The 16,331-nt window shown below is 41.1% G+C and carries 11 protein-coding genes; 5 read left to right on the top strand and 6 right to left on the bottom strand.

Annotation, left to right across the window (positions count from 1 at the left end; all coding sequences use genetic code 11):
• Positions 1–391 precede the first annotated feature (391 nt).
• Complete coding sequence (locus UYC_RS0126190) at positions 392–796, bottom strand: response regulator (protein ID WP_016874327.1); 405 nt, start codon at positions 794–796, stop codon at positions 392–394.
• Between the two features lie 940 nt (positions 797–1,736).
• Between UYC_RS0126190 and leuA the strand changes: the two genes are divergently transcribed.
• The 4 genes from leuA to UYC_RS0126170 all read left to right on the top strand — a co-directional run bounded on the left by leuA (position 1,737) and on the right by UYC_RS0126170 (position 8,222).
• Positions 1,737–3,443 carry a 2-isopropylmalate synthase gene (gene leuA, locus UYC_RS0126185; RefSeq protein WP_016874328.1) on the top strand — a complete coding sequence of 569 codons (1,707 nt, stop codon included), beginning with the start codon at positions 1,737–1,739 and terminating at the stop codon, positions 3,441–3,443.
• A gap of 306 nt (positions 3,444–3,749) precedes the next feature.
• A complete protein-coding gene (locus tag UYC_RS0126180; RefSeq protein WP_016874329.1) occupies positions 3,750–5,084 on the top strand; it encodes an NAD(P)/FAD-dependent oxidoreductase in 1,335 nt (444 codons plus the stop codon).
• A gap of 410 nt (positions 5,085–5,494) precedes the next feature.
• On the top strand, positions 5,495–6,808 hold the full coding sequence (locus UYC_RS0126175) for an FAD-binding oxidoreductase (RefSeq protein WP_026087440.1): 1,314 nt from the start codon (positions 5,495–5,497) through the stop codon (positions 6,806–6,808).
• Positions 6,809–6,866: 58 nt separating this feature from the next.
• Complete coding sequence (locus UYC_RS0126170) at positions 6,867–8,222, top strand: (Fe-S)-binding protein (protein WP_016874331.1); 1,356 nt, start codon at positions 6,867–6,869, stop codon at positions 8,220–8,222.
• Between the two features lie 115 nt (positions 8,223–8,337).
• Here the strand turns inward: UYC_RS0126170 and UYC_RS0126165 are convergent, their stop codons facing one another.
• Together UYC_RS0126165 and pcrA are read right to left on the bottom strand one after the other, a co-directional pair.
• Positions 8,338–9,108, bottom strand: coding sequence for a class I SAM-dependent DNA methyltransferase (locus UYC_RS0126165; RefSeq protein WP_016874332.1), 771 nt, complete (start codon positions 9,106–9,108; stop codon positions 8,338–8,340).
• Positions 9,105–11,447: a DNA helicase PcrA gene (gene pcrA, locus UYC_RS0126160; RefSeq protein WP_016874333.1), complete on the bottom strand. Its 2,343-nt coding sequence runs from the start codon at positions 11,445–11,447 to the stop codon at positions 9,105–9,107. The genes UYC_RS0126165 and pcrA overlap by 4 nt, the downstream gene beginning before the upstream one ends.
• A 565-nt stretch (positions 11,448–12,012) precedes the next feature.
• On the opposite strand from pcrA, the gene UYC_RS0126155 reads away from it, so the two are divergent.
• On the top strand, positions 12,013–13,299 hold the full coding sequence (locus UYC_RS0126155; protein WP_016874334.1) for a sensor histidine kinase: 1,287 nt from the start codon (positions 12,013–12,015) through the stop codon (positions 13,297–13,299).
• Between the two features lie 43 nt (positions 13,300–13,342).
• Here UYC_RS0126155 and UYC_RS0126150 read toward each other — a convergent pair whose 3' ends face one another.
• The 3 genes from UYC_RS0126150 to UYC_RS0126140 all read right to left on the bottom strand — a co-directional run bounded on the left by UYC_RS0126150 (position 13,343) and on the right by UYC_RS0126140 (position 16,000).
• Positions 13,343–14,341 carry a fumarylacetoacetate hydrolase family protein gene (locus tag UYC_RS0126150; RefSeq protein ID WP_016874335.1) on the bottom strand — a complete coding sequence of 333 codons (999 nt, stop codon included), beginning with the start codon at positions 14,339–14,341 and terminating at the stop codon, positions 13,343–13,345.
• The gene (locus tag UYC_RS0126145; RefSeq protein ID WP_016874336.1) at positions 14,338–15,102 is read right to left on the bottom strand and encodes a cyclase family protein; all 765 of its coding nucleotides are present in this window, start codon (positions 15,100–15,102) and stop codon (positions 14,338–14,340) included. Before UYC_RS0126145 ends, UYC_RS0126150 begins: the two co-directional genes overlap by 4 nt.
• A gap of 190 nt (positions 15,103–15,292) precedes the next feature.
• Positions 15,293–16,000: a diacylglycerol/polyprenol kinase family protein gene (locus UYC_RS0126140; RefSeq protein WP_016874337.1), complete on the bottom strand. Its 708-nt coding sequence runs from the start codon at positions 15,998–16,000 to the stop codon at positions 15,293–15,295.
• Positions 16,001–16,331 lie beyond the last annotated feature (331 nt).

Raw genomic sequence — 16,331 nt, 5'->3', positions numbered from 1 at the left:
GACTAAGAGAATTGAGAAGAGGACAACGCAAGACGCACTTAAATCGGGGAAGTTCTCCGGTTAAAGTGCGTCTAGTTTTTCTGTATTAATTACAACTTATGTCTGAACTCACCTTGAGTCACGGCAAATAATAGACTGATTGCAAAATCCAATTTTATGATAATAACGACCACAGATGGACACAGATAAACACAGATAATTTATCCGTGTGCATCTGTGTTTATCTGCGGAAAGTTTGTAGACGCCGAAGGCGGCTACGCGCAGCGTCCCGGAGGGAACTTCAAAGCTTTCCAAGACAGTGGTTGGATTTCTAAAACATGATGTTTGCTTGCCGTTTGAATTCAGATCAGAAGTAACTTTGAAGGCGATATAAATATTCAGCTTTGTATAATTACCAATGACACGAAGCAACTACATTAGCAACAATTTCAACAAGTTCATCTGGGGCAATTGGTTTAGAGACATGAGTTTGGAAACCAGCTTCCAAGGCACGAACACAATTGTCACTATCACCATAGGCTGTTAAGGCAATAGCTGGAACTCGTCCACCAAGTTCGGGTCGAAGGGCGCGGATTTTACGGATTAAAGCGTAGCCATCTTCACCAGGCATACCGATATCACTAATTAGGACATCGGGTTGCAATTGAGGCAAAACTTCTAGTGCTGGGGCTGCGAATGGAACTGCTGTAACAATAGCTCCATCTGCTTCTAAAACGGTAGTGACGAAAAAGCGAGTATCATCATCATCTTCAACTACCAAAATATTTAAGCCAGCAAGAGGCAAGGGAGGTGACATAACGCATGAATATTTTATTCAAAATCCAAATACTTAATTCAAAAGCTATCACTCAAGATCGGCTTAGGAGCTTTTAAATTATATTTGTAACTTTGTAGTAAAGTATTAAATTTGACTCAACAAACTGCTAATAATTTATTTTTGAAAAATTTATCAGCATTATTATATTAACGTATCGTTCCAATCTATATCAATTGGGCATCATTCACGCTCTTCGACAACACTTACCCAAGAAGTGAAGTTTATAGTTCAATTATTGGCTCATAACCTGAAATTTCTTTCAAGTTTGGCTTGACCTGTGCATTCTCTGGGTTTAATATCATTATGTGTTGGTTTATCAAACTAAAAACTATGTTCGCCAAGCAGCTATCTCTACAACTACTTTCTAGCCTTTTATTAGGGCTAGGGCTGCTACTGCGCCTTGGGCGCAAATAGATTTTAGATACACCAAATAAGGTTTTTACTGAGTTAAATAGGCGTCTAAATCCTGAAAGTAGGTTGGCTTTGCCCAATAGCGCGGATAGCTTTTAACTAAATCTGGGCTATTTGATTAGCGACTCAAACCGCCCGGAAATTAATTTCCGGGCTAATAGCCCAAGTCCGTTAAAACTGACTTCATCGCTTGTTGATAGTCGGTTTACTCTCGTTACCAGGTTCAACCTGGTAACGAGAACTAGAGCCAGAGGCTCTCTCAATAGAATTCCCTTGTTAATAGTCGGTTTGAACCGACTTTAGATATGAGCCAGGAATTAAAATTCCTGGCAGGTGATTGAAACATTTACTTGGAGGTTCTTATGCAACTACATCTAATACTTAAGGCGTTACTGCGACTTTTTGTGGGTTGTCAGGCTCGGATAATTTGGCAACCTGGCAGCCCAATCCCTGTAACACCTTTCGCCACTACGCCTTATAAACATCAACAACAAAGGAATAGACGATCGTGTTGAAGAATCCTGCTACAAAATATCGCTCGTTTGCACCAATTAATTTAAGCGATCGCACCTGGCCAAATCAAATAATTACTCATCCACCCATTTGGTTGAGTACCGATTTAAGAGATGGCAATCAGGCGTTGATTGAACCAATGAATGTCCAACGCAAGTTAAATTTGTTCAATCTGTTGGTAAGTGTTGGCTTTAAAGAAATTGAAGTCGCTTTTCCATCCGCTTCACAAACTGACTTCGATTTTGTTCGACATTTGATTGAGCAGCAATTAATTCCTGATGATGTCACGATTCAAGTTTTGACACAGGCAAGAGAAGATTTGATTCGCCGCACTTTTGCAGCTTTAAGAGGAGCAAAACGAGCGATCGTGCATTTATACAATGCAACTTCTCCTGTATTTCGTCGCACGGTTTTTGGTTTGGATCGGCAAGGAACAATTAATCTGGCAGTTTCGGCAGCGAAACTTTTCACTGAGTTAGCAGCAGAGCAACCAGACACGCAATGGCAATTTCAATATTCACCAGAAACGTTTACAGCGACGGAACTCGATTTTGCAAAAGAAATCTGCGATGCAGTTTTGGATGTTTGGCAACCCACGCCCCAACACAAAGCTATTATTAATCTGCCTGCTACTGTGGAGGTAGCAACACCTAATATATTTGCCGATCAAGTAGAGTGGATGCACCGCAATTTAGCAAGACGAGATAGCGTGGTTCTCAGCGTGCATACGCATAACGATCGCGGTTGTGGAGTAGCAGCAGCAGAACTCGCCCAAATGGCAGGAGCAGACAGGGTTGAGGGCTGTTTGTTTGGCAATGGCGAACGTACTGGTAATGTGGATTTAGTGACGCTGGCTTTGAATCTTTACACCCAGGGTATTCATCCCGGCTTAGATTTTTCTAACATTAACGAAGTAGCCAGAATAATTGAAGATTGTACCCAACTTCCTATTCATCCCCGCCATCCCTACGTCGGCGATTTAGTATTCACCGCTTTTTCGGGTTCCCATCAGGATGCGATCAAAAAAGGTTTTGCCGTGCAAAAACCAGATGCAATTTGGGAAGTTCCATACCTGCCACTCGATCCCGCAGATGTTGGGCGTACTTATGAATCTGTGGTGCGGGTGAACAGTCAGTCAGGTAAAGGAGGAATTACTTTCTTATTGGAACGAGACTACGATTTGGTGTTGCCTCGACGCTTGCAGATTGAGTTGAGCCAGATTGTACAAAGGGTAATGGATGCTACTGGTAAAGAATTGTCTTCTCAGAATCTTTGGCAGTTGTTTGAGCAAGAGTATTTACAGATTTCTACACCACTGAAGTTCATTACTCACCAGTTATCTGAAACCGAATACGCCAGTGGTGTTTACAACCTCACAGCAAAATTGCAACTGCATGAAAAAATTATCGCAGTTTATGGCACAGGTAATGGGCCGATTGATGCTTTTGTTAATGCTCTCGGTTTGGGTGTGCGAATTCACCATTATGAAGAGCGATCGCGCAATTCTGGCAGTAGTGCCGATGCGATCGCCTGTATTGAGATTGCAGGTGATTTGATTCCAGGCTCGTTACATGGAGTCGGCATTCACCCCAATATTGTCACAGCCTCGTTGCTGGCGATTTTGAGTGCAGTTAATCGAGCTTGGCAGTCTATGGATGCAGAGGCTCAAGCAAAGTTCTTCTCGCAGTTGCAAGCAAACTAATTCTGAAAAGGTTGCACAAGACAATGTATTAATCACTGAAGCCCATTGATATGGGCTTTATTTATAAACCACTTGCAGTCGTTCTATTTTCCAAGAAATCGACCACGGATGAACACAGATGGACACAGATTTTATCGGTGTTTATCGGTGTCCATCTGTGGTTGTAATTAAATTTACTTTTAATTCGTATTATTTACTACTTATTACAAAACTTCATTTGTGGAGAGTAAACAGAACCATCTGACGATTTTGGTAAAAATTTGTTAACAATGATGAAAGCCCTCTCAACACAAGGAAACAAATCTTATGGTAAACGAAGTTGAAAATCAACCACCCCATCAAGTAGTGATTGTCGGCGGTGGCTTTGGTGGACTTTATACCGCGAAAGCACTGAATAGCGATAATATAAATGTAACTCTTATAGATAAACGTAACTTTCATTTATTTCAACCACTTTTGTACCAAGTTGCGACAGGTACACTATCCCCTGCTGATATTTCTTCACCACTGCGTTCTGTACTTAGTAAAAGCAAGAATACAAAAGTCTTGTTGGGAGAAGTTTATGACATCGATCCCCAAGCTCAAAAAGTTTTGATGGGTAGCGAAGCAATACCCTACGATACTTTAATTATCGCTACAGGTGCCAAGCATTCCTATTTTGGGAAAGACGATTGGGAAACATTTGCTCCTGGTTTGAAAACTGTTGAAGATGCAATAGAAATGCGTCGCCGCATTTTTATGGCGTTTGAAGCCGCAGAAAAGGAAACTGATCCCCAATTACGTCGAGCTTGGTTAACTTTTGTAGTTGTCGGTGGTGGCCCTACTGGTGTGGAATTAGCAGGTGCGATCGCAGAATTAGCGTATCACACTATGAAAGAAGATTTCCGTAATATTGATACAACAGAAGCACAAGTTTTACTTTTGGAAGGTTTAGATCGGCTTCTGCCTCCTTTTGCAGCGGAGTTATCAGCACAGGCAGAAGCATCCCTGCAAAATTTGGGTGTAACAGTACAGACAAAAACTTTAGTAACAAATATTGAAGATGATATTGTTACCATCAAACAAGATGATGAGGTAACGCAGATTCACGCGAAGACAGTATTGTGGGCGGCAGGTGTGAAAGCTTCACCTTTGGGGAAAGTATTAGCTCAAAGAACAAATGTGGAGTGCGATCGCGCCGGAAGAGTGATTGTCGAACCTGATTTAAGTATTAAAGATTATCCGAATATTTTTGTCATTGGGGACTTAGCACATTTTGCCCATCAAAATGGTAAACCTTTACCCGGTGTTGCACCAGTAGCGATGCAACAAGGAGAATATGTTGCCTCTTTAGTTAAACAACGGCTTCAAGGTAAAACAGTACCAAGATTTTATTATGTTGACCGAGGTACTTTAGCAGTAATTGGACAAAACTCAGCCGTGGTTGACTTGGGCTTTATGAAGTTGACAGGTTTTGTGGCGTGGCTAGTTTGGTTATTGATTCACATTTACTTCTTAATTGAATTTGATAACAAGTTAGTAGTGATGATTCAGTGGGGTTGGAATTATTTCACTCGCAAACGTGGTGCTAGGTTGATTACAGGTAAGGAAGCGATTGGGTATTATGCAGCAAGTACAAATAAACAAATGATTAATGTATAGGGGATAGTACAGACGCGATTAATCGCGTCTGTAAAATTAGTGGTTAGTAGGGGCGGGTTTATTGAGATATTTCGTGATTTGGAGAGATTAGGAATAAAACCCGCCCGTTCGGTGTTAATAATCATAATTAGTTTGCAGTAGCGTTTGGGCATCTACTGGGCTAATAGCCTAAGTCCACTTCTAGGACTGAAATATGTAGAGAGTCTACTTCTAGTAGACTTTAGCTATTAGCCAGAGAATTGATTCTCTGGCGGGATGGCAACGAAGCGAGAGATTAAAAGATGTGGGGTAACGACAAGGGCGCTTAGGGTAGGGAAGAGGGTTTTCCTTTTAGAGCGATCGCACTTTTTCAGTCAAGTTCACCAGTACATTATATGTAAGGAGTAAAACATAATAATGTAATGAAAGCAATGTCTAGCAAACAGCTGCCGCCGCATATGTGTGCTTCTGAACTTGCATCTATTGTGGGCGAAGATGCTGTCTATCTTTGGGAAAATTTAACACCTACTGGGCAAAAACCTTTTTTACAAGCAATATCTTCTGAAAACCCACCTTTTTGTATCGTTTATCCCCAATCTACAGAACAACTTGCTCGTGCGATCGCTCAAGCCCACCATCATAATTGGCGTGTTGTTGCTTGTGGCAGTGCCAGTAAACTCAGTTGGGGAGGGTTAATAAAGGAAGTTGATTTTGTTGTTAGTACAGAGCGTCTCAATCAGTTAATCAATCATGCTGTCGGCGATCTGACGGTTACAGTCGAAGCAGGAATGAAGTTCTCTGAACTTCAATCTATTTTGGCTAAAGCTAATCAATTTCTCGCTCTCGATCCAGTAGCACCAGAATCAGCAACCATCGGTGGTATTGTTGCGACAGCTGATACAGGTTCTCTCAGGCAGCGTTATGGCAGTGTTCGCGATCAAATGTTGGGTATCAGCTTTGTACGTGCCGATGGAGAAATCGCTAAAGCTGGAGGGCGAGTGGTAAAAAATGTTGCCGGTTATGACTTAATGAAGTTGTTTACAGGTTCTTACGGCACCTTAGGAGTTATTACTCAAGCCACTTTTCGCGTTTATCCATTACCGCAAATATCCGGAACTGTAGTACTGACTGGCACGGCAGAGAATGTCTCCCAAGCGGCTGCGACTTTGCGTGGTTCGGCGCTGACACCGACTCAGGCGGATTTACTCTCTCATCAACTAGTATCTAGCTTGGGGTTAGGTAAAAAATTGGGATTAATTGCACGCTTCCAAAGTATAGCTGAAAGCGTGAGGGAACAGTCAAACCGACTTTTAGAAGTAGGGCAACAGTTGGGTTTACAAGGAAGTGTTTATTCGGCAACAGACGAGGTTGAGTTATGGCAAAGATTACGAGAATCAATGCATTCTCATGGCAATGAGTCGGTAATAACTTGCAAAATAGGAGTATTACCCACGGCTGCACTGAAAGTTTTAACTCAGGCGGAAAAGGGTGTAATTCATATCGCTAGCGGTTTGGGGGTGTTGCGGTTTGAAAGTGAGGTGGGGGTTGAGCAAGTTTTGCAGATGCGATCGCTCCTTGAGGCAAATAAGGGATTTCTGACTGTTTTGGAAGCGCCAGTGACGGTTAAACAAAGGTTAGATGTGTGGGGTTACACTGGCAATGCTTTGGAGATAATGAAGCGATTAAAAGCGCAGTTTGACAGTAAAAATATTTTAAGTTCTGGTCGTTTTGTGGGTGGGATTTAGAAAATAAACCACACCAGGCGCAGGGAACGCAGAGTAAGAAGAGGGGAGAGGGGAAAATATGCAAGTTTCGGATGATTCTGTTCAGAATATAGCTAGTTTGAAGAATTTGAAGGGGTTTGATGCTAATCATCCGCCCGATCCAAAGTTGATTGATAGTTGTGTGCATTGTGGGTTTTGTCTTTCGACTTGTCCTAGTTATCGGGTAATTGGCAAGGAGATGGATTCTCCCAGAGGACGTATCTATTTAATGGATGCGATTAATGAAGGTGAAATTGCACTGAATACGGCAAGTGTTGAACATTTTGATTCTTGTTTGGGTTGTCTTGCTTGTGTGACGACTTGTCCTTCTGGCGTGCAATACGATAAGTTAATTTCTGCTACTCGCCACCAAGTTGAACGTAATTATTCTCGCAGTTTTTCTGATAAGTTATTGCGGCAGGTGATATTTTCTTTGTTTCCTAGACCAGATATTTTAAGAATATTATTGTTGCCATTATTTGTTTATCAGAAGTTAGGTTTTTCTAAATTATTTCGCGATACTGGTTTACTCAAGAAAATTTCTCCTCGGTTGGCGGCGATGGAATCGATTTTACCGGAAATTACTTTGAAGTCTTTTCAGAGTAATTTAGCGGCTGTGATTCCTGCAAAAGGAGAAAAACGCTATCGAGTTGGAGTAATTTTGGGATGCGTGCAGCGTTTATTTTTCTCATCTGTGAATGAAGCAACGGTTAGGGTTTTAACTGCAAATGGTTGTGAGGTGATAATTCCTAAATCTCAAGGTTGTTGTGCGGCGCTTCCTGAACACCAAGGGCAAACTGAACAAGCTAAAGCTTTAGCTCGCCAGATGATTGATAGTTTTGAGAATACTGGTGTAGATTTTGTGATTATCAATGCTGCTGGTTGCGGTCATACTTTAAAAGAATACGGTCACATTTTAGAAGACGATCCAGAATATCGGGAAAAAGCGAAGGAATTTGCTGCTAAAGTTCGAGATGCACAAGAGTTTTTAGCAACAGTTGGGCTAACTGCAAAACTTTCACCATTGCGTGAAAAAGATTTAAATTTGGTTTATCAAGATGCGTGTCATCTATTGCACGGACAAAAGATTAGCGTGCAGCCACGGCAGTTGTTACAGCAAATTCCAGGGGTGAAATTGAAAGAACCTTTAGATGCTGCGATCTGTTGTGGCAGTGCGGGAGTATATAATATGCTGCAACCGGAAGTAGCGGAAGAGTTGGGCAGGCAAAAAGTCCGGAATTTATTAAATACTGGTGCTGATTTGATTGCTTCACCTAATCCGGGTTGCACGTTGCAGATTAGCAAGCATTTAAAGTTGCAAGGTAAGGAAGTAGCGATCGCACATCCGATGGAGTTATTGGATTATTCGATTCGAGGAGAGAAGTTGAAAATTTAATCTCATCTCTGTATGGTGATCAAAACTGAGAAGCTCTGCCTCTTCATGAGGCAAAGCCTCAATCAATTCTTTCTTGGGCTGCCAGCCTGGGAAAGAGGGAAAACGCACGCTGACACTATCCAGGCTTGTGTGCTGTGAGAATCAAAAATAGCGGAATACGCTTTCGCCGCTCATAAGTTTGCACGTCGTGAAAGTGTTCGCGTTGCGGATGTGCCTCACGCAGATCTGCAATCATAAATCCAGCTTGTTGGAGAAGATGAAAATAGTCTTCGACAGTGCGGTGATATTTTTGCACTGTTCCACCAAGCCAATTCGTGACTCGCAATCCAGTCGTGAAATAGTTATCTACAATCCAATCTTGGCGAGGCGTGCCAGATTTCCAACCGCGATCGCACGACGTAATCACGGGATGTTCGACGGAAAAAATAAACCTTCCCGATGGGGCGAGTGCATCAAAGACTTTGATAAAAATTGGCGCGAGGTTGGCGACATAATGTAGGGAGAGTCGTGCGATAACTAAGTCAAACGCTGCGTGTGGATACATCCAATCCTCAATACTCTGCTGAATGATTTGTCCGGATGTGTCAGCAAGTGTTTGGCGGGCAACAGCAGCCATTTTGTGCGAGCCTTCGATGCCAAGATAGCTTGTCGCGCCCTGTTGGAGCAATTCGCACCCAATTGCCGCATCCCCACAACCAAGATCAAGGATACGTTTATTAGTAATGAGTCCAATCAGATCCATCAGTACTGGCTTTTCAAGCGTCTCGTTGGGTGGATCTGAACTTTGACGATGTTGCATATAGGTTGCAAAAACCGCCTCATCGTCAAAAAAGTTTGAGCCTGTTTTCTCCATGTTAATCGCTGCTTGATTGCGATCGCTTATCACTCAACTCTTTGCAACTGGGCAACTATAGGATCGATAATTTTTTGCCCTAAACTATCAAATTTAATTGCCAAAGAGATTTTCCTTCCTGAACCAAAAATGTGCGTTACTTCGCCTTCACCAAATTTTTTGTGAAGAACCCGATCGCCTACTTGCCAATTTTCTCCAAAGCTTTGCTTGCCAACGGTTGTACGCTGCGAGGTACTGCTACCAACTCCTTTTGTATAGGGAATTCTACCCAAATGATGAGTAGCTAATAATTCTTCGGGTAACTCATCCAGAAATTGCGATCGCATGGCGGGTTCTCGATTTCCATACAAGCGGCGTTCACGAGCATGGGAAATAAACAATCTTTCTTGAGCGCGAGTAATACCCACGTAACACAAGCGACGTTCTTCTTCTAAGGCGTTGGGATCGTTCATAGAACGGTAGTTGGGAAATAGTCCCTGTTCTAACCCCACCAAAAACACCACAGGAAATTCCAGCCCTTTAGAAGCGTGTAAAGTCATTAATGAAACGGCTGTTTGTCCTTCTTTTAAGTTATCCAAATCTGAACTGAGAGCGGTACTGGCAAGGAAGGCTTGCAGGGTGACTTCTTCGTTTTCTTCTTGAAATTGCAGCACCGCGTTAAACAATTCCTGGACGTTTTGTACCCTGTCTTCGGCTTCATCCGTTCCCTGGTTGAGTAAGTCTTGCACGTAACCAGAGTCTTCTAGTACTCCTTGTAGAAGTTCGGAAACTGGGAGTGTTTCTACTTGTTCTTGCCAGCGGCTAATCATCTGAGCAAAGTTATTTACAGATCTAGCAGAACGCCCAGCTAAGGTATTAACTGATGTCTCATCGCTTAATATTTCCCACAAAGTTGTACCTAATTCCTGAGCAGCGCCGACTAGATTGTCGATGGTGGCTTTACCAATACCGCGACGAGGAGTATTGATGACTCGCAACAAACTAACTGTATCGGCTGGGTTAGCTATAGCTCTTAAATAAGCCAGTACATCTTTAATTTCTTTACGATCATAAAACTTCAAGCCTCCTACAACTGTGTAGGGAATTCCCAAGCGTACCAAAATATCTTCAAACGGGCGAGATTGAGCATTGGTGCGATAAAGAATGGCAAAACTACCCCAATCTAATTCTGGATTTTGCCGTTCTAAAGTGCGAATTTGGTTGATGACAAATTCGGCTTCTGCCATTTCGTCATCTGCTTTGTGAGAAAAAATTTGCTCGCCAGCACCACGTGTAGCTCTGAGAATTTTATCAATCCGTTGGGTATTATTTTCTATTAGTTGGTTAGCTGCTTGGAGAATATTTTCACAGGAGCGATAGTTTTCTTCTAATTTTACCATCGTCCGGGTATCTTCATCTGGCAAACCATCTCCGAAGTCTTGCTGAAAGTCAAGCAAGATGGTAAAGTCAGCCATTCTAAAAGAATATATTGATTGGTCGGCATCACCGACAACAAAAACTGAGCGATCGCGCCATTCCCAATTACTTCTTTTAGTTTCACCATGTGTTACCAACAGGCTAATCAATTCGTACTGGGTGCGATTAGTATCTTGATATTCATCTACTAAAATATGGCGAAACTTGCTATGCCAGTAACCCAATACCTGCTCATTTTGCTGAAATAATCTCACAGGCATGAGAATCAAATCATCAAAATCAAGGGCATTATTTTCTGCCAGTCTATCTTGATAGTAACTATAAACTTCTGAAATTACCCGTCCGCGATAGTTTGGTTGCTCTTTGGCAAACTCTTGGGGCGATAAGCCTTGGTTTTTGGCGTTACTAATTGTGTAGCGTACAGAACGAGGTTCAAATTTTTTTTCGTCTAGGTTTAGTTGCTTAGTAACAATTTCTTTGACAAGAGACTGGGCGTCTGATTCATCAAATATCGAAAAGTTACGATTCCACCTGCGCCCTTTTTCGTCTTGATATTTTTCAATATCAAAGCGGAGTATGCGAGAAAATAAACTGTGGAAAGTACCGCACCACAAGTCTTTAATATAAGTGCGCCAAACTCGCGACTTGAGTTGGACTTGATCGTATTCTGGCAATAACTCAAAACGCTCACCAAATTCTGCGATCGCCAACCGTTCGGCAAATAACTTTTGAATACGTTCTTTCATCTCCCGTGCGGCTTTGTTGGTAAAGGTAACCGCTAGGATATTTTCGGGATCGACACGATGTTCCAAAATCAGGTTAGCAATGCGATAAGTCAGTGCTCGTGTTTTGCCGGAACCTGCACCAGCAACAACTAATAAAGGGCCGCAAAAATGTTCAACGGCGCGGCGTTGACTGGGGTTGAGGTGACTAAGAAAGTCAATGGTTGCTGTCATGGATTCAAGGTTTACGTAAGACTAAGGCACCAGCCGCATATATCGCTTGGCGTTTAAATATTAAAGTAGCTATTGCTTAGGCTACACTATCCTAACGAAACTAGCTCAAGAAAGATTTTATGGATTTGTGAACAGATTGCAACGGTAATCTCTACACCAACAAGACAATGGATTTTTTGATTTTCGCTATACTACTAAATGTAAGTATTGTAATACGTATTTTAAGATTTCCCTAAAATTTTTGGGGTTCGTAGTCGAGTACATGAGAAAATAAATTCTACAAAATTTGGTTGGGGTACATCAATCAGCCGCTTTTAACTGTATTGTTTTTGTTTTTGGAAGCAATACATAATATTTATGAACAAGTAATCAGAGAATAGTACTTAAGAGTCAGAAGATTTAGAAATGGATTCTGTAAGTAATTGGCGATCGCTTGTTTTCAAACTTATTTAATCTCTTAAGTAAGAATTTGAAATAAATGATTAGCAAAGCGATAATTTAACCTCTAAATGCTCATAATTTTCTTTCTTATATAAACTTTTTATATATTTACAATATCCTATGCATGGGGGATTTGACGGTGGAATTTGTTAACAACTTTTTCTTTTCAGGTAATTTTATTCCTCATGGGCATTGTTATCTTTGGAAGCCAGAGTTAGTGGGGCTACATATTTTATCTGATGCTGTGATCACACTTTCTTACTACTCAATTCCCTTGACACTGTTGTATTTTGTCCGCAAAAGAGAAGATATACCATTTAAGAGTATTTTTCTTTTATTTGGAGCTTTTATTGTTTCTTGTGGTACAACTCACATTATGGAAGTTTGGACGCTTTGGCATCCTGATTATTGGTTGTCAGGTGGCATTAAAGCTTTCACAGCTATAATTTCTTTTTACACTGCTTTAACACTGATACCTTTAGTTCCCCAAGCACTTGCACTTCCTAGCCCCGAACAGTTGGAAGTAGCGAATCAAGCTCTACAAGAGGAAATTACAGAACGCAAGCGAGTAGAGCATGAGTTACGCCAATACAAAGGACATCTGGAAGAACTGGTAAATCAGCGCACTGCTGAACTGGAAAAAGCTAATGAACAACTCCAGCAAGAAATAATTCAACGTCAGCAATCTCAAGAAAAAATGGGACAGCTACTGATAGAACTTGAAAGTGCAAATAAAGAATTAAATGATTTTGCTTATGTAGTTTCCCATGATTTAAAAGCACCATTACGGGGAATTAATTCTTTGTCAGAATGGCTATTAGCTGATTATGCCGACAAATTAGATGATGAGGGTAAAGAATTAATTAATTTACTGATCCATCGGGTGAAAAAACTACACAATCTAATTGAAGCAATTTTACAATATTCTAGAGTTGGACGCATCAAAGAAACAATTAAACAGGTAAATTTAAATGAGATAGTTACAGATGTAATTGAACTTTTTCAACCTCTTGAAAATATTCAAATAGAGATAGCTAACCAATTACCTGTGGTCAATTGTGAGAAAACTCGCATAGAACAAGTTTTTCAAAATTTATTGGGTAATGCTATTAAATTTATGGATAAGCCTCAAGGCAAAATAGTTATTGCTTGCCTTGAAGAGAATAATGAATGGAAAATAAGTATTACCGATAATGGCCCTGGAATTGAGAAACAACATTTTGTCCGAATCTTTCAAATGTTTCAAAAGTTATCTGACAGTAAAGATTTAGATAGTACCGGAATTGGACTCGCTTTAGTGAAGAAGATTGTCGAGATGTATGGCGGTAAAGTGTGGGTGGAATCAGAGGTAGGGCAAGGTAGTACATTCTTTTTTACTTTAAAGAAACAGCTACCAAGACAAGCGTTGTAAAGGCAGTTGGAACAATTAAAAAATAACAAACAACAATAAGCGCTCAAACAATTACATTTCGCAATACACCTAGAGATTCTACTTCTAATTCCACTACATCTGTTCGCTTCAACCATCGGTTTAATTCCAATCCACAACCATTACCCACTGTGCCAGAACCAATAAATTCCCCTGGATACAAGGTTTCATCTTTTGAGATGTAAGCGATAATTTCTTCAAAGGTGAAGTGCATACTGTTACTGTTGCCTTGTGACCATTTTTCACCGTTAACTTTAGCACTCATAGTCAGGTTGTATGGCTGTGGAACTTCGTCAGGAGTAATTAGATAAGGGCCGATCGCATTACCTGTGTCAAAATCTTTTCCCTTTGCCGGGCCGAGGCGACATTTCATCTCTTGAATTTGGATGTCACGAGCGCTAAAATCATTGAAAATTGTATAACCAGCAATATAACTGCGTGCTGCTCCCTCGGTAATATTTCGTCCTTTTTTGCCGATAAATATACCAATTTCTAATTCGTAGTCTAGCTTTTGTGTATAGGCAGGCCAGTGTACTTTGGCATCTGCGCCAACAACGCTAAATGGATTTCCTTTGTAGTAAACTGGGGAGTCATACCAGAATTTTGGTGGGCTAAATAGCGATCGCCCGCGTAACTTTTCTAGCCAAGTATCTAATTTAGCAAGCGGTGGCAAGTACCAGCTGATTACACTACGAGTTGCTTGGATGAGGTGCTTCTCAAACACCAAACAATCACGAAGCGATCGCGGTTGCGGCACCGGAGAGAGTAATTGAACATCACAAAGTGAGTAAGTAATTTCCGGTGGGCGTTGGGTACAAACAAAATCTATCACCTGCTGGGCTGCTTCTCGCGCTGCTTCTCCTGCATCAAGAAAAGCAAGCATATCGACAAAAAAGGGCGAGGAACTACCTGCTATCATTTGTCTACCTGCTTGCAAATTCACCACGGTGTCGCCGTCTAAAACTACACCCACAGTTGCAGTAGCTTGAGGTTCCAAGCGAGGTACAAAAGTTACAAGTTTCATGATTCTATAATTGCTACCACCCGCGACGGGCCAGCAGAGCCATTTTTAACTTTTAATGGAAAAGCAGCCACCTTAAAACCATAGGGCGGTAGTTGCTCTAAATTAACCAACCGTTCGAGTTGGCAATATTCCTTGTCTATGCCTACAAAATGAGCAGCCCAGAAAACATCCTGTCTTCCGGTTGCTTTCGCCTGTTTTGCCTGTACTGGTAGCGGTACATCCCAACCCCAAGAATCAATTCCCATCACTTTGATGCCTTGATCGATTAACCAGTGCGTCGCTTCTGCGCTCACCCCACACCCATGAGTGAAATACTCTGGTGTTCCCAGTCGGCGATCGTTTCCAATTTGTATCAATACGATATCGAAAGGCTTGAGTTGATAGTGAATTTTTTCCAGAGCTAATTTTACATCCTCCACAGTAATCGCAGAACCCTCTTCCTTGTGGCGCAGATCCAAAACAACACCGTCGCCATAGCACCATTCCAAGGGCACTTGATCGATTGTCTTAGCAGGCTTGCCTCCAGAAGTAGGTGCGTAGTGCCAGGGTGCATCCATGTGAGTTGTGCCATGAGTAGAGAGCTTAATGACATCATTAGCCCAACCCAGTTTGTTACGCAGATATTTAGGTGTTATTCCAAAAAGTAGCCAAATGGCAAATCTACCGAATTTATGATCCTGATAAGTGACTGAGTTGCGTGCCCACCAAGGTGCCCAGCTTTTGTCATTTTGTAGCGTATCACTCAGATCGATGATTCGCATAATGTTTGATCGGAATTTTTCTAGTCATAACTTTGTGTCATTCTAGAAGTTATTTATTTGCTAAATAATAAGATACGTTACGACTATTAATAAACATTTCCAGAAATTAATCATACCTTACCTGAAATCTTTAGTAGAGACGCGAAATTTCGCGTCTCTACAATCTTTTTTACCATATATTTAATCTGACTTAAAATATAAAATTTGCTGCCGCGATCGCTGCTACTGGAATCAAAATATTATCAACTTCTTTGGGGCTAAATCCTTCAACAAATGTCGCAATTAACGCAATTATCAAAATCCGGTTAATATTTAATTCGCTAGGTAAAATTAGCCAAACAAAAAATATACTAGCAATAAAAGCAGAAATAAACATCGTCAGGCTTCCTTCCACAGTTTTAGTGCTCAAAATTTGGTATTTCCATCTGCCATATCGAGAGCCGATAATTGGCGCGAAACCGTCACCCCAGCCGAGACTTGCCATTGCTACAATACCTGGAAAAGCTTTATACCAAACCGTACCGCAAATAATTGCTACAATTACGAAATAAAGCGGGCCTTTCAGAAGTTCGCGGCGATCGCCCGTGCGAGTCATAGTTTTCACAGCTTCATCATCAGGACTAGCAAAAAATCCTTTTAGGATCAGAAGAATAAACCAGACTACGAAAATCGTGACATTTAAATATTTAGACCAATGTAAATCGTTATAAAGTGGTAAAAATACAATAATTGAACCAGCACCAATGTGGGTAATTTTGCGGCTGATATCCTGTGGTAAACCAAAACGTGTAACGCAGAAATTCATCAGTGCTACCAGCCCGAAAACATAAATAAAAGTCAGTAGTGTGACAAGTAAATTGCCCACTAATGGGCTAAAACTTGAGGTAAAAAATAACATAAAGATTTACTCTCAAAAGAGCCGTAGCAGACAACACCCTTGGCAGTTAACAATCAAAGAATATAACAAAGATGACCCCATAGAATAATATACAACTCATTCAGCAGATTTTTGCCGCTCTTAGCAAAGGCGATATTCTAGCTTCTATTTGCAAATAAATCGAACACAGATGGACACAGATAAACACCGATAAAATCTGTGTCCATCTGTGTCCATCTGTGGTTGTAATTAATCTAGATAGTGATTGCTGCAAGAAGTCTATTATCTTAGCAGTCAAGTTCTGCTCATAGGTTGCGACTACAAGCCTTTTCTATCGCATCATTTTAGTCGT

This window comes from Chlorogloeopsis fritschii PCC 6912 (assembly GCF_000317285.1).
In the GTDB taxonomy this organism is placed as follows: Bacteria; Cyanobacteriota; Cyanobacteriia; order Cyanobacteriales; family Nostocaceae; genus Chlorogloeopsis; species Chlorogloeopsis fritschii.
The sequence above is the reverse complement of the archived record's forward strand: the minus strand, read 5'-3'. Positions and strand labels throughout refer to the sequence as shown.

Coding starts and splice junctions, on each gene's coding strand:
- UYC_RS0126140 (WP_016874337.1), bottom strand. CDS start 16,000: ATGTTATTTTTTACCTCAAGTTTTAGCCCATTAGTGGGCAATTTACTT.
- pcrA (WP_016874333.1), bottom strand. CDS start 11,447: ATGACAGCAACCATTGACTTTCTTAGTCACCTCAACCCCAGTCAACGC.
- UYC_RS0126190 (WP_016874327.1), bottom strand. CDS start 796: ATGTCACCTCCCTTGCCTCTTGCTGGCTTAAATATTTTGGTAGTTGAA.
- UYC_RS0126180 (WP_016874329.1), top strand. CDS start 3,750: ATGGTAAACGAAGTTGAAAATCAACCACCCCATCAAGTAGTGATTGTC.
- UYC_RS0126170 (WP_016874331.1), top strand. CDS start 6,867: ATGCAAGTTTCGGATGATTCTGTTCAGAATATAGCTAGTTTGAAGAAT.
- UYC_RS0126155 (WP_016874334.1), top strand. CDS start 12,013: ATGGGGGATTTGACGGTGGAATTTGTTAACAACTTTTTCTTTTCAGGT.
- UYC_RS0126175 (WP_026087440.1), top strand. CDS start 5,495: ATGTCTAGCAAACAGCTGCCGCCGCATATGTGTGCTTCTGAACTTGCA.
- UYC_RS0126150 (WP_016874335.1), bottom strand. CDS start 14,341: ATGAAACTTGTAACTTTTGTACCTCGCTTGGAACCTCAAGCTACTGCA.
- UYC_RS0126145 (WP_016874336.1), bottom strand. CDS start 15,102: ATGCGAATCATCGATCTGAGTGATACGCTACAAAATGACAAAAGCTGG.